Annotated in this window: 10 protein-coding genes; 6 read left to right on the plus strand and 4 right to left on the minus strand. The window is 55.5% G+C overall.

Features of this window, described 5'->3' with window-relative positions; genetic code table 11:
- Positions 1-49 precede the first annotated feature (49 nt).
- Entirely contained in the window at positions 50-1507 is a 1458-nt protein-coding gene (locus BBKW_RS00495; RefSeq protein ID WP_033500630.1) for a cation:proton antiporter, read from the minus strand.
- Between the two features lie 296 nt (positions 1508-1803).
- Here BBKW_RS00495 and BBKW_RS00500 point away from each other — a divergent pair, with 296 nt between their 5' ends.
- The 6 genes from BBKW_RS00500 (at position 1804) to BBKW_RS00525 (ending at position 11749) form a co-directional block, all read left to right on the plus strand.
- Positions 1804-2295, plus strand: a complete 492-nt coding sequence (locus BBKW_RS00500; protein ID WP_033500631.1) for an HTH domain-containing protein — start codon at positions 1804-1806, stop codon at positions 2293-2295.
- On the plus strand, positions 2295-3305 hold the full coding sequence (locus BBKW_RS00505; protein ID WP_231858541.1) for a class C sortase: 1011 nt from the start codon (positions 2295-2297) through the stop codon (positions 3303-3305). The genes BBKW_RS00500 and BBKW_RS00505 overlap by 1 nt, the downstream gene beginning before the upstream one ends.
- 362 nt (positions 3306-3667) lie before the next feature.
- A complete protein-coding gene (locus tag BBKW_RS00510) occupies positions 3668-7276 on the plus strand; it encodes a DUF7604 domain-containing protein (RefSeq protein WP_033500633.1) in 3609 nt (1202 codons plus the stop codon).
- A gap of 145 nt (positions 7277-7421) precedes the next feature.
- Positions 7422-9017 carry an isopeptide-forming domain-containing fimbrial protein gene (locus BBKW_RS00515; protein ID WP_033500635.1) on the plus strand — a complete coding sequence of 532 codons (1596 nt, stop codon included), beginning with the start codon at positions 7422-7424 and terminating at the stop codon, positions 9015-9017.
- Positions 9018-9353: 336 nt separating this feature from the next.
- Positions 9354-9902: a hypothetical protein gene (locus BBKW_RS00520; RefSeq protein ID WP_033500636.1), complete on the plus strand. Its 549-nt coding sequence runs from the start codon at positions 9354-9356 to the stop codon at positions 9900-9902.
- A gap of 308 nt (positions 9903-10210) precedes the next feature.
- Positions 10211-11749, plus strand: a complete 1539-nt coding sequence (locus tag BBKW_RS00525; RefSeq protein ID WP_033500637.1) for an amino acid permease — start codon at positions 10211-10213, stop codon at positions 11747-11749.
- Between the two features lie 127 nt (positions 11750-11876).
- Here the strand turns inward: BBKW_RS00525 and BBKW_RS00530 are convergent, their stop codons facing one another.
- The 3 genes from BBKW_RS00530 to thiS form a co-directional block, all read right to left on the minus strand.
- Positions 11877-12791 carry a thiazole synthase gene (locus tag BBKW_RS00530; protein WP_081962245.1) on the minus strand — a complete coding sequence of 305 codons (915 nt, stop codon included), beginning with the start codon at positions 12789-12791 and terminating at the stop codon, positions 11877-11879.
- An 83-nt stretch (positions 12792-12874) separates the two neighbouring features.
- Positions 12875-13588, minus strand: coding sequence for a sulfur carrier protein ThiS adenylyltransferase ThiF (gene thiF, locus BBKW_RS00535; protein WP_033500638.1), 714 nt, complete (start codon positions 13586-13588; stop codon positions 12875-12877).
- A 127-nt stretch (positions 13589-13715) separates the two neighbouring features.
- Positions 13716-13910 carry a sulfur carrier protein ThiS gene (thiS, locus tag BBKW_RS00540; protein WP_003833700.1) on the minus strand — a complete coding sequence of 65 codons (195 nt, stop codon included), beginning with the start codon at positions 13908-13910 and terminating at the stop codon, positions 13716-13718.
- Between the last annotated feature and the right edge of the window lie 118 nt (positions 13911-14028).

The raw sequence follows: 14028 nt of genomic DNA on the forward strand, positions 1-14028 counted from the left end.
GATTCACCAGAATCGGACACTCAGAGTACCGGAAAGGCTCGCTCGCGTCTCAGTTCTTCGGATAGCGGTAGTTGTGTGGCAGTTGCGTGGTGAGCTGCGGGTCGAGGCCGAGTTCCTTCAACTGCCGGTCGATCTCACGTCGCGCGCGTTCCACAAGTTCGGCCCGATGCTCGTCGCCGTGCCCATGCGCTTCCAGTGCGTCCAACGTTTCCGACAAACGCTTGAGCCGGTCCTGATGGTGCAGCAGCGCACGCACCTGCGCATGTTCGCGTACGATCGTCCGCCAATCGGATGGCGTGTGCGCAATCTCCCGAACCGCGGTGACCGGATGTACGTCGGCCACCTGATATGTGATCGAGCCAAGCAGCGGCATCAGGAACACTGTAATCGCGCCGGCTGCGACTAGTGTTGACGCGGTATCGCTTTGCATGGTGCCGACCTTCACCGCCAGTGACGTGACGGCGACGATGATCGGCAGCGCGGTCGTGCAATACAGCGCTACGGTGACGCGATGATGCGATGACAACGGATTCTCGCGTTTGTCGAGCGATAGCGCAACATATACGGGCACCGCGCGAATCAGCATGAGCATTACGATGAACGCGACGAGCAGCGCGGGCCGGCCTGCCACGGCGCGCACGTTGATCGCGGCGCCTGACACCACGAAAAACACAGGAATAAGGAATCCATAGCCGACGCCTTCCAGTTTCATTTCCAGCGACTTGCTGCCGTCGGGGATGATGTAGCGCAGGATGAAGCCTGCGGCGAACGCGCCGAGCACCGCGTCAAGTTCGAACAGTGCAGAAATAGTGACAAGGAAGATAAGCAGGAATGTGGTCAGTCGCATGAGCGTTTGCGATGACGTGTTCGCATTTTCCGTAAGGAAATGGTACAGGCGATGGCCGGTTTTCAGTGCTTTCGTGGGTAGCATTGCGCACAGTAGGCAGATGGTAAGGAACGCTCCGAGCACGAGCATGGTCTGCCAGCCGGTTCGGGTGGATAGCAGGATAGCCATGGCAAGGATTGGGCCGAGTTCGCCCCACGTTCCGTATGAGATGATGGCGTCGCCGATGGGGGTGCCTTCGAGGTTGCGTTCCTTGAGAATCGGCATGAGCGTGCCGAGAGCGGTGGTGGTAAGTGCGATTACCGTGGCGATGCCGTCGATGCCCTGCTTTGCGAAGAATGGAAGAAGGGTCACGACAAGTCCGGCGAGCCCCAAGGTGATGATCCATGTGACAAGGCCGACTTTGCCTTGATGCCCGGCGAGTCGTTTCGGATCGATTTCATAGCCGGCGAGCAGGAATAGGAACGCCATGCCGAGCTCGCTCAAGAGTTTCACGGCGTCGTTCACTTCGATTATGCCCAGTCCGTACGGGCCGAGTGCGGCTCCGGCGACGAGCAGCAGCACGGTTTGTGGAATGAACCTTCCCGGAATCAGCTGCGCCACAATCGGGCTGACGGCCGCCACTGCCATGATGATAGTCAATGAAACAAGCTCTTGCGTCATGTTTCCAGCCTAGTGAGTCTGCGTGACGGTGTGTAGAGGCGTAGCAGTCCCATGATGTGCTAAAGGGTGTGCTGGGGGTGAGGTTAAGATTGTTTAAATTTTATGGGGGGGGGGGCTATGGGCCTTTCTATCTGCGCAAAATGGCGGAACTGTTTTGTTTTTAAGATGGAACTCCTTTTTATTGGAGGGAATAGGCCTTTTTATTCGAGGGTTTTAACGAGGGTACCAATGGGGAAAGCTCCGATATGATTCTGAACCAAGCTGTTCAGGCAGTAGCAGTATAAGGGGCAGAAAAAATGATTGATGGCAAATTTACCGCAAAGGAGCGTGCGTATCTGTCCAGCCTGTCGGCGGTCAAAAGCGTGAGTGCGTCGCACATCCGCTATTCAGACCGTTTCCGGGTGGAAGTGATGTGCCGTTATAACGCCGGCGAATCACCGTCAGCCATTTTCCGTGAAGCGGGGCTTGATCCGAAACTGATCGGTTACAAGCGTGTGGAGCGGTGCATCGCGCGCTGGAAGCAGCAGGAACGTGATGAGCGTCGAAAGGGGAAAGGGGCCATGAATCATTATCTGCAGGATGTTGAAGACGATTTATTGATCGCTGAACTGCAAGGGGCCACGCGCGAAGAGGAGACGAATGACCCAACTGAAGCCGGCGAATCGCAGAATATGGTGGCGAAGCTTGCTCAGGCGCAACTGACCATCAACAAATGCGACATGCTCATCGCCAAGCAGGCGTTGCGCATCGACGAGCTTGAACGCGTGCTGCGGAAGTTCATCCAGTGATGGACATGCGGCAGCAGCAGGAGCGCGGCCGGAAGCCATCTTTCGAAGAAGCGGTCGACATTGCCGATGAGGTGCGGCAGTGGCGCAGGGATCTTAGGAAAGTCATTGCCATGCGGGTGGTTGCGGTGCTGCTGATCATTCTTGCGATAGGCATCGGCGGGTTCCCTACATTTCTGCAGTATCAGTCGGCGCAGGAGCTGCAGAATACGTCGGACCGGTCCGCGCAGGCGGTTGCCGGCTGGCCTTACCCCCAGGCCGATGAGGCGTTTGCCGCGGCCAAAGCATATAACAGGCGGCTTGCGGCTTCGGGGCAGCCGATTCTTGGCGAGGCTCAAGACCCGTTCTCCCAAGTGCAGGGCGGCTCGCAGTCCAGTGAATCCGGTGCCGCAGAATCAAATAGCGCCAGCGCCAAAGATAAGGAATATCAAAGTCTGCTCGATTCGGACAGTGGCGTGATGGGCACCATCCGCATTCCGAAGATTTCCGTACGTCTGCCGATCTACCATGGCACGTCGCAGTCGGCGCTCGCATCCGGATCCGGACATCTGTATGGGAGCAGCCTGCCAGTAGGCGGGCGGAGCACGCATGCGGTGATCACCGGCCACCGTGGGCTGGTTGAGGCGATGATGTTCACGCGCTTGGACGAGATGCGTGTCGGAGACTATTTCTACATCGAAGTGATGGGGCGTACGCTCGGTTATAAGGTGGATCGCATTTCGGTGATCGAACCGAATGACACTTCGAAGTTGAAGATCGTGCCCGATGAGGACCGGGTGACGTTGATGACCTGCACGCCGTATGGTGTGAATACTCACCGATTACTGGTTTCGGCGGTGCGTGCGCCGATTCCTGGAGTGGTTCCCGATGAGCGGAATGCGGCGAAGGACGCGCGAACGATTGCGATTGCGGTGTCGGCTAGCGTGCTCGTGTCGGGGATGCTGCTTGCCTGGCTGTGCAGACGGCCGTGGCATATTCGCAGACATGTGGCGTGGTGGCCGAAACGTGGCTAGTCGTTGCGGTGGCATTCTGCGGCGACATCCGTACGGTTGCGGACATGTGAATAATGTTGCCCCGTCGGACGTCGGACTTATATGAATTTCGGGTGGCGCAGATAGCTGGAAACGTTGCTATCACTTGGTTTCGAGGCTATTTCATACCCCGAATCTCCCGCGCTTAGGGTGTATGTATCCATTCCCCTTTTCTTTTACTGTTCAAAATTGGAGCGCCGGAAGTGTATCCGCGTCGGCTGGATGCGTGACCGGTGATGAAGATGTGAATCGTGCACATGCGCACGGTGCGTAAGGGGGAATAGCGGATGGGACATGCGCGAATACGGCAGGCGAAGCCTGAGAGGAGTTTTGTCGAACGAATCGTGGCTGTCATCGTTACGATCGCCATGCTCGGCGGCATGGGCTACGCCACCACCTCCGCCGCTCTTGCGGAAGATATGCCGGCCACTGTGGAAAACACCACGGATCAAAGCGCGACTACTGCTAACGAGTCGACTGATGGCAAGAATGCTGCGGACGGTACGGATGCAGATAATGCGGGCGATGCTGCCACCGGTACCGCAGACACTGAATCCGATACCAACACTGGTGCGGATGCCGACGTGAACACGGCGAATGCGGCAAATGTCGGAGATGCTGCATCTTCGGATGCGAACTCGCAGACTGATACCACCGCACAGTCCAATCCGCAAACTGTCAACGCCGAGCAAAATAACCCTTCCGTAGTGGCGGATGCTACTGATTCCAACTGTATTTACGCTGGAACGAATGCTTTGCAGCGCGTGTGCTGGCTTGATATGTCCGAGTTCAACTCAACGACCGCCAAAACAAGCGCCGGTCAAAAAATGACCGTGAATCTCGGCGGCGGCCTGACCATGTCATTTATCGCGCATTATTCCGGCAAACGTACGGTCGTCGCCAGTGGAGTGCCAACGTGGGATAATCGTACATACCCAGGTGAAGCTGGACATCACGCAATCTTCGGTGTTGAGGGATATTCTGATTTCCCAATCGGAAGCAAGCCCGCGCTGTATCAAGGGAAAGGAAAAGGACGTCAGAACGATTCGACGATACGGCTTTCAGATATCACCATTACTAAAAACGGTCAGAACGTAGATAATCTGCAGTATTCGTTCGTTATGGCGGATGCGGAAAGCACTAATTACAAAGAGCAAATGGTGTACACCTCCAGTTCCACGATTACGCAACTGGGATCTTATCCAACAAGCGATAGCAATTACCATTTCTGTGATCCGCAACCTTCGAATGACAATAAAACCATAACTTGCACGGGTGAGGATGGGGACGGCGTGCCTCAAGGCATTCGTCTGTATACAACGTCCACTCCAACTCAGGTTTCTATTGAGATGAAGAACAGTAATTATGTCTCTAGGCAGGGCGCAGCGTTCGGCGTTATTTTCTCGCAGGCTGTTGCGAAGATCACCGTCAATGGTTTGGCAAGTGACGATGCGGACACAACGTTTAAGGCTGGTGTTTCGAATGATGAGGCCGGAAGTCTTGAATCGGTTTCGATTTCGTCGAATACAGCAGAGAGCGCTACTTTGCCGATTCTCGCTAGCGCAGGCGAAGAGAAGACGGTTCGCTTCTACTTGGAAGGTAATCCAGATGACTGGTCTAAGTATGACGTGACATTTGAAGGCACTGACAATGGCAAGGTTGTTCCCAGCTCTGCGATTCAGACAGATGAAAATAAACGTCGTTACGTTGACATGACTGTTGCGGCTGATCATACGGTGCAGGGCCACTTCACGGTGACTGCCCATCCGGATCCTTTGCGAACTCCGGAACATCATAAGACCATCGCCAAGAAGAATGGTGCCAACGATACGTACACGTTGAACCTCAACGTGACGGGCAAGCGATCCGGCACTTCGCAAACCGTCTCCCAGCCAGTCGACATTGCACTAGTGCTCGACGTGTCTGGTTCGATGAGTGACGCAATGGGCGAGACAACAAAACTTGCTGCATTGAAGAAGGCTGCGAAGGAATTCTTGACGAATACCGCTAATAAGAACGCAGCTATTGCCGATAATGGCAACAAGATTAGAGTCTCGCTGGTTAAGTTTGCTTCGAATAAGAGCGATAGTGTCGGTAACAATACGTACCAAGAGCATACTTGGCACGGGACGTATACGCACAACTATACGCAGATTGTCAATAATTTAACTGACGATATGAACGCGCTGAGTGCAAGTGTTGATAAGTTACAGGCAGGCGGTGCTACGCAGGCCAATTACGGTTTGGAAAAGGCTAGTGCTGTGCTGGCTAGTGCTCGTGCAAATGCTAAAAAAGTAGTGGTGTTCTTCACCGATGGAGAACCGAACTCTTCCAATGGATTTGACGATAAGGTCGCTGATGCGGCAGTGGCGAATGCGAAAACGCTGAAGGATTCGGGAACTACCATCTACAGCGTCGGCGTATTCTCAAAAGCTAATCCTTCGGATACTTCTGAAAAATTCAATGCGTATATGAACGCTGTTTCCAGCAACTATCCGAATGCCACGACGTACAAGAACCTTGGCACAAGGGTTGACGGTGGCAACTACTACATGATTGCGTCGGACTCAGAAGGACTGTCGAAGGTTTTTGACAATATTCAGCAAACCATTACGAGCACCAACGGATATACCGGCGTGACCATTCAGGATACGCTGTCGGAATATGCTGAATTTGCTGATGCCTATCCTGCAGAAACCGCAAAAGTGGTTACCAATTATGGCACTGACGTAACTGCGCAATGGAATATCCAGGTGAATGGTAAGACGATTACCGCATCGCAGAAGAGCACGGATCCGCTTCCTGATGGCGTGACCTACACGCTGCAGTTCGACATTCAGCCTACGCAGAAGGCGTATGACGATTATGCGGCGAACAAGAACACCAATCAGGATGGCTATAACAACGTGATTGGTAGTGCAGATTCCGACGCTGCCGGTAATGCCACGTCTGCAGGTAAGCCTGGTTTCTACACCAACGACAGCGCATGCTTGGCCTACTCGGGTGACGGCAAAACGCACGACTGCAGTGATACGCTTTATGCGGAACAGCCTGTCGATCAAGTCAAGACCGGTGCTATCACAGTGCAGAAGAAGTGGTACGGCGCCGATGGCAAGGAAATCGCAGAAGGCAATCCTGAATCGGTGACGTTTACACTGCAGATCGACGAAAAAGATTCGGGACGCGAAGCTACGGCAACGGCTGATACGGAGTGGAAGGCATCCTTCGAAAACCTAGCTCCCGGTCACACTTATAAGGTGATTGAAAAGGCTGTTGAAGGCTACGAAACTTTTTACGAGAGCCAAGACGTGGCAATCACTGCCGACGAGCTATGGAAAGCCAATCCCGACGCGAATACGGCTGACAATGTGAAGAAGTGGACGGTCACTGTCACCAACACTCACAAGAAGTCGACTCTGGCTGAGGGTTCGATCAAGGTGTCCAAGAGCATCAGCGGTCGTGAATGGAAGAATGGTGACTCCTTCAACTTCACCATTGCCGGCACGGATTCAACTCCGAACGCTCCATTGCCTGATCCAGCTTCCGTCGCGATCGGCACGAATACCGCAAATCACGAGGCGAGCTTCGGCAAGATCGTATACAAGACCGATGGCACCTACACCTACACGGTGAAGGAAACCAAGCCCACCAACGCCATTGTCGGCCTGCACTATTCCCAGGCGGAATACACGGTAACCGTGAAGGTTCCTGCCGATATGGGCACGCCAACAGTGAGCATCAAGCAAGTCAAGGACGACAACGGCACGACTGTTGATAATCAGTCTGCGAATGTCGCCAAATTCACCAATACATATGTGGCGGTGTCGGCGTTGCCGTTGACGGGCGGAACGACGGATCGTCAGTGGCTGTTCGTCGGCGGTGCGGTCGGCGGGCTTGCGGTGCTGCTCATCGGCGCGGCCGGTGTGTGGAACGGCAAGAAGCGACTCGTCTGAATCGCTGTGCATGGTCGGAACGTCTGCCAACTCGAGGGCGTTCCGGCCGGTAATTCAAGATTTGCGGATCGCGGGAGCAAGTTGGGTTCCCGCCTCCCGCGATTGCAGAAACAAGTAATCAAACAATAAGGAAGAGAGGATTCTCATGAAGATGAGGAAACTTTTCGCCGGTATCGCCGCCGCTGTGACGCTGCTGGGCGGCATGGCCCTGGGCGCAGCCAGCGCACAGGCTGATGGACCGCAGATGACCACGCCGTTGCTGCAGGTCAACAACGCGCAGGCTGGCCACACGTACACGCCGTACAAGTTCGCCACGTTCGCGAACGCCGGCAACGGTACTGTTGAGGTGAACACGGTCGATGCGTGGAAGACCGCCGTGACCACGGCTGCTGACGCCGCCGACAACGATACTAAGAACAGCATTCCGGCGGAATATGCCAACAATCCGGCCGCATACGTGGCGACGTTCACTGCGGAGCAGATCCGCAAGTTCGCCACGGAACTGGCCAAGACCAACTCGCTGCCGGCTGCTGTTGCGAATGGTGCTCTGACCGTGACTTCTGGCCAGGATGGTAAGAGCCTCTCGTTCTCCGGTGTGAAGGAAGAGGGCTGGTACCTGGTGACCGACACTTATAACGGCGTGATCGGCACTCCGGCCGTTGTGGCCACCACCGTCAGCGGACTGACCAATCTGAAGATTGTTGCCGACACGACGACCGGCCAGGGCAACATCACTTCCGTGGGCCAGTTCAACGCGAAGAACGAGAACCCGCTCACCCCGCCGAAGAAGACCGCCAAGGTCGGCACAGTGGATGTGAACGGCAAGACCGTGAACGTCGGCGACACCGTGAACTTCACCGTGTCCGCAACCGTTCCTACTTCCGCAGCCAACTACGACTCCTACCCCTTCACCATCACCGATACCGCGTCCAAGGGCCTGCAGGTTGCCCAGCCGACCGCTTTCACGGTTCAGAAGAAGGCCGGCCAGAATGATGCGCTCGAGGCTGTGGACAGCACCCTGTACACGGTGACACAGACTGGTACTGCTACTGAGGAGACCGGCACCACCACGACCATCAAGTTCGCCAACGCGAATTCCCTGGCCGGCAAGACCATCGTCGTGTCGTACACCGGCGTCGTAACCAAGGATGCGCTGAACGGCCTGGGCGGCAGCGTGAACAACAAGGCCACGGTCACCACCAAGGGCGGTACTAGCGAGGCAGGCGAGACCAAATCCAATACCTACGGCTTCCAGTTCACGAAGATTGGCGTCGACAAGGACGCCAACGCTCTGGCCGGCGCGAAGTTCGTCGTCAAGAAGGACGGCAAGTACCTCAAGCAGGCCGAGAACGGCGCATGGTCGCTCGTTGAAACCCAGAATGACGCCACGACGTTCACCTCCGGCACTGATGGTCTGGTGCAGCTCAAGGGCCTCGCAGCCGGAACCTACACGGTTGAAGAAACCGTAGCGCCGAACAGCTACGCCCAGAACTTCAAGGTCACCTTCGACGTGACCATCAAGAATGACGGCAAGGTCACCTTCAGCCCGGATGCCCTCAAGCAGGTCACCCCGTCGAAGAACGACACGGCGGAGGCCACCGCCACCGTGAAGAACGTGAAGAACGTCACCCAGCTGCCGCTTACCGGTGCTGCGGGCACGACCCTCTTCACCGTCGTGGCTCTGCTCGTGGCAGGTGCCGGCGTGACCGTTGCGGTTAAGAGCCGTCAGCGCACGCACTAAACACATAAGGCGGTAACGCCAAAAATCATGCAGGGGCCAATCCAACCGGGTTGGCCCTTTTGCGTACGCCCGCGACCCGACTGTCCTACGGTCCGACCCGGCCCCGCGGGAATGTCTGTGGGACGTCATCCGCATCAGATGAAGATGTTTTTCGAGGGGATAGTGCGGGTCGGTTCGACGTGTTGCAACAAGCTGAACCGTGGGTGCAGGGCGGCCGCAGTCGGTCTCCGCAGAGAGAGGGGTAAAACGAGGGCATCGTACGGCAAGCGGGCCATAGAATCACAAAGCATATCCACGAGAAGTGGGCAATGGAGGCACGGGACGGGAGGTATTGCCGTGCGTGGCGGCGGAGCATTCAGCGACGAGGAGATTCAGTTGTTGCGGGGATTACCGGCGGTGGCGAATGTGACGCGTAATCGTATCACCTATTCCGACGCTTTCAAGCAGGTGTGCACCATCCGATATCTTGCGGGGGAATCTCCGACCAAAATCTTCCGTGAGGCGGGATTGCCACCGGATCTGGTCGGGTACAAGCGCATCGAACGCAGCGTGGCTCGTTGGAAGGCCGACGCCATCAAATCAGTGAGCGGCAACGATCACCTGGATGACAGCGAGATCATTGCGCAGCTCGTTGAACGGTACAAGCGTACTTTGGTGACGAGGCGGAATCTTGACAATATAGCGTCCGATGTTCCGGATTCGAGCGTTCCCGTTATGTCCGAAGGCGCTGTCGGCGCGTATGTTTCGATTGGCGTGCTCGACGGTGATACCGCTGGCATCATCATCAAGCAGCAGGCCAGGCGTATCGACGAGCTGGAACGCGCCAACGCTTCCTTGCTCGACAAGCTCGATAAGGCGATCCCGTCCTCGACTGTTGACAACTAAAACCATTTGTCTGCTTGATTGACATGTGGGTTTTTCGGGCAGACCACCCCGCGATTTGCATAGAATGCCCCCATCTGGCATGCGGCAAATGTGATTTGCGCTATATGTGGCAGAGTCCCGCGGAAAAAAGAGGTTAGAGGGTATGATTTATCCCCTCTAACTACCTTGCATTCAGGATGGTCTGCCACATATAGTGAAAATCAGTTTTGGAAAAGATGCGAATCTGCCACATATAAGGCATATGGGTGTGTTTCGCGGTGCGAACAATGGCGGAGATTGTGCGGCTCCCGCGGTAGGGTGTGAACATTATGACTTTTGGGAATACGAAAACCGAAAAAACCGGTACAAGCACGTCCGACGCGACGGAAACCGCGCACATCAAATCCGTCGAAAGCCTCGACCAAAGCAATGAAATGGAGCGAGGCCTGAAAAACCGCCATGTCCAGTTCATCGCCATCGGCGGCACCATCGGCACCGGCCTGTTCCTAGGCTCCGGCAAGTCGATTGCGCTGACCGGCCCGAGCATCATTTTCGTGTACATCGGCGTCGGCCTGATCATGTTCCTGCTGATGCGTGCCATCGGCGAAATGATGTACAGCGACCCCAGCCAGCACACGTTCATCAATTTCATCACGCGCTATCTCGGCCGCGGGTGGGGCAAGTTCGCCGGCTGGACGTATTGGATCGTGCTCATTCTGACCGGCATGACCGAAATCACTGCCGTAAGCACGTATTTCGTAACGTTTTTCGGCACATTCGGCATAGACCTGAACTCGTGGAAGTGGCTGATCGAACTGTGCTTCCTCGTGGCGCTCACTGGCATCAATCTGATTGCGGTGAAAGTGTTCGGCGAGGCGGAATTCTGGTTCTCCATGATCAAGATCACGCTGATCGTCGGCCTAATTGTCACCGCCATCGTGATGCTAATCATCGGCTTCAGCTACCCTGCCACGCATATCGAGGGCGTGGACGGCACGGTGTCGGGCGCTACCGTGAGCCTCACGAACATCACCGACGGCTTCCAGCTCGCGCCGAACGGCTGGATGAACTTCTTCATGAGCTTCCAAATGGTGTTTTTCGCCTACCAGCTCATTGAATTCGTGGGTGTCACGGTGTCGGAAACGCAGAATCCGCGCGAGGTGTTGCCGAAGGCCGTGAACGAGCTGATTATGCGTATTCTGATCTTCTACGTGGGCGCGCTGATCGCGATCATGGCTATTGTGCCGTGGCGTAATTTCCACGAGAATTCCGACGGCTCGTTCGGTTCGCCGTTCATCATGGTATTCAAATATGCGGGTCTTGATTGGGCTGCCGCGCTGGTGTTCTTCGTGGTGATTACGGCTGCTGCGTCGGCGTTGAATTCGCTGATTTATTCGGCCGGTCGCCACTTGTATCAGCTCGCTTCGGATTCTGAGTCGCCTGCGATGGCTCGTTTGGCTGAAGTTTCCGAACACAAGGTGCCTGCGAAGGCGATTGTCGCTTCGGGTTGCATGATTCTGTTCTCCCCGATCATCAACGCGATTCCAGGCATTTCCGGCGCGTTCGTGCTGTTCGCTTCGGCCGCCAGCGCTGTGGTGATTTTCATTTACGTGCTGACGATGCTCGCCCATCACAGGTATCGTCAGAGCAGCGATTTTCTGCCAGACGGTTTCGTCATGCCTGCTTGGCAGGTGTTTGATTGGATTGCGATCGTGTTCTTTGTGCTCGTGTATGTCACATTGTTCCTGTCGACGGACACGATTGGTTCTGCGATTGCCGGTCTGATTTGGCTGGTTGCGTTCGGCGGATATTGCCTGCTGCACGAACGATTCCAGAATCGCGATCTTAAGGAAGCTTTGCAGCAGTAGCGTTTGCGGGTAACGCAGGCTACAAGTAAGGGGCGTTTGCCGAACGTGAGTGCATCACGTACGTTCGGCAAACGCCCCTTTTCAGTATGGTCTTTGCGCGAATCCCCATTATGGGATTCAGCGCACTTTAGCCGATGTAGTCGGCCTCGTTCGTTGGGCTGGACGGCACGGCATGATCTTCCGTAACTTTGCCCAAGCCAGACAAATACGCTTCGCGACCAGCTTCGATCGCCTTCTTGAAAGCGCGTGCCATCAGCGGAATATTGCCGGCGGAAGCGATGGCGGTATATGCCATCACCGCGTCCGCGCCCATTTCCATGGCTTCCGCAGCCTGGCTCGGACGGCCAATACCAGCGTCGATAATCACCGGAACATTGGAATTCTTAATAATCACTTCAATGAAATCGCGTGCACGCAGACCCTTATTCGAGCCGATCATCGCGCCAAGCGGCATCACGCAAGCCGCACCAGCGTCTTCAAGACGCTTCGCCGCAATCGGATCGGGGAACATGTACGGCATGACCACGAAGCCTTCTTTTGCCAGCTGTTTCGTGGCTTTGATGGTTTCCTCATTGTCGGGCAGCAGATACTTGGCCTCATGTTCGATTTCCACCTTCACGAAGTCCGTCTGGCACACTTCGCGGGCGAGACGTGCAATGCGCACCGCTTCCTCGGCATTGCGTGCGCCGGACGTGTTCGGCAGCATGGTGATGCCCTTCGGAATGTAGTCGAGCAGATTGTTTTCGGTGGTACGGCAGCGGCGCAACGCCATGGTGACGATTTGCGTACCCGCGTTCTCAATGGTCGCCTTGATGAGGTTCAGATCGTAGCGGCCGGAACCGAGAATGAAACGGCTCGTGAACTTGTGTCCGCCGAGGATCAACGGATCGGCGTCACCGGTGGCGATTTCGTCATACGCGTGCGCATCCGGTTTCGGCAGCAGTGCGGTGTTCGTGGTGGTGCCGACCAGCTCGTCGAGCGTGGCATTCGGTGCCGCTGCGAAGTCTTTTTCCGCGGTGGTGATCGTGTTTTCGGTGCTCATGGTTAATCCTTACTATGCGATTAGTGTCGTGTCATTCGTTACGATTTGCGATTGCAACTTGCGTTTGTGGTTGCGTTTCGCTGTCAGGCGTCTTCTTCGCCGAGAATCAAGCGAGTGATCATATTGGCTTCGTGGCAGGCGACCACACCCACGCGCGGTGCCATCAGACCAGCGCCCGGCACCGGAGCGGTTTCGCCGTCGCCGCAGAAGTAGAAATTTTTCGAAACGCGACGAGTATTCACCAAATTGGAACTGCGGAATCCCGCCATTCCGGAAGCACTCACCAGCTTCTTGTTCGGCAGATTCTCAAGTACGGCATTCACCAGCATCGTCTTGTTTTCCGGCACGTCGAACGCTTCGCAAATAATATCTTCATTGTCGAACAGCATCGGCACGTTCTCGTCAGTCACTTTCACGGTATCAATGGTGATATCGATAAAAGGATTGATCTGACGCAAGTTACTGCGCAATGCTTCCGTCTTGTACTGCCCAAGATCCTTCAAAAAATACTGCTGACGATTCAGATTCGTCATATCCACGCGATCAAAATCAATCAAATGCAGGTGACCGACGCCAATGCGGGTCAACGCCACTGCAATCGTCGATCCGAGGCCGCCGCAGCCGCAGATGGCCACGTGCGCCGCGTCGAGCTTGTCTTGCGTGGCTGCGGTATGGCGGTCGAGTAGGGCCGCACGGATTTCTTCGCGGCTGACGAGCGTGGTCGGGTCGGGCTGGTTGTCGAAAGCGTGCTGGCGGGCGTCGATCTGCGCCTGCGATGCGGATGGTTCAAAAGTCATGGTTGTTCTCGTATTCTCGTTTTCCGTTCGTGTGTTGTTTTTGCCGGGTTGGTTGTGTTTTGTATGTTCTTGCGATTGTTACGCGTATATTGCGCCGGTTGTAATCGCAAGAAATTTTGAAAGTGGTTCAGCCGCCCTGCACGAACGTGACGATTTCCAACGTATCGGTGCCCTTGAGCTGCGTCTGCGCACGCTGGGTGCGAGGCACGATTTCGCCGTTGAGCTCGACAGCCACGCGGTCGGCGCGCAATCCCTTGCTTTCGATGAGTTCGGCCACGGTGATTGGCGTGGCGATGTTCTCTTCCTTACCGTTGATGATCATTGCGGTTCCCTTCTGTGTCTGTCGTGACACATGCTTCCTGCGCTCCAAATGTCCGTTTCTGGTGAATCGGACATCCGGAGGTTCATTTTTGGTCTCCAAATGTCCGTTTCTGCAGAAT

The organism is Bifidobacterium catenulatum subsp. kashiwanohense JCM 15439 = DSM 21854, assembly GCF_001042615.1.
In the GTDB taxonomy this organism is placed as follows: domain Bacteria; phylum Actinomycetota; class Actinomycetes; order Actinomycetales; family Bifidobacteriaceae; genus Bifidobacterium; species Bifidobacterium catenulatum.

Bases quoted from the DNA above. Each gene is read 5' to 3' on its own strand.
- thiF (WP_033500638.1), bottom strand. From the start codon at position 13,588: ATGACTTTTGAACCATCCGCATCGCAGGCGCAGATCGACGCCCGCCAG.
- BBKW_RS00500 (WP_033500631.1), top strand. From the start codon at position 1,804: ATGATTGATGGCAAATTTACCGCAAAGGAGCGTGCGTATCTGTCCAGC.
- BBKW_RS00525 (WP_033500637.1), top strand. From the start codon at position 10,211: ATGACTTTTGGGAATACGAAAACCGAAAAAACCGGTACAAGCACGTCC.
- BBKW_RS00505 (WP_231858541.1), top strand. From the start codon at position 2,295: ATGGACATGCGGCAGCAGCAGGAGCGCGGCCGGAAGCCATCTTTCGAA.
- BBKW_RS00530 (WP_081962245.1), bottom strand. From the start codon at position 12,791: ATGAGCACCGAAAACACGATCACCACCGCGGAAAAAGACTTCGCAGCG.
- BBKW_RS00515 (WP_033500635.1), top strand. From the start codon at position 7,422: ATGAAGATGAGGAAACTTTTCGCCGGTATCGCCGCCGCTGTGACGCTG.
- thiS (WP_003833700.1), bottom strand. From the start codon at position 13,910: ATGATCATCAACGGTAAGGAAGAGAACATCGCCACGCCAATCACCGTG.
- BBKW_RS00495 (WP_033500630.1), bottom strand. From the start codon at position 1,507: ATGACGCAAGAGCTTGTTTCATTGACTATCATCATGGCAGTGGCGGCC.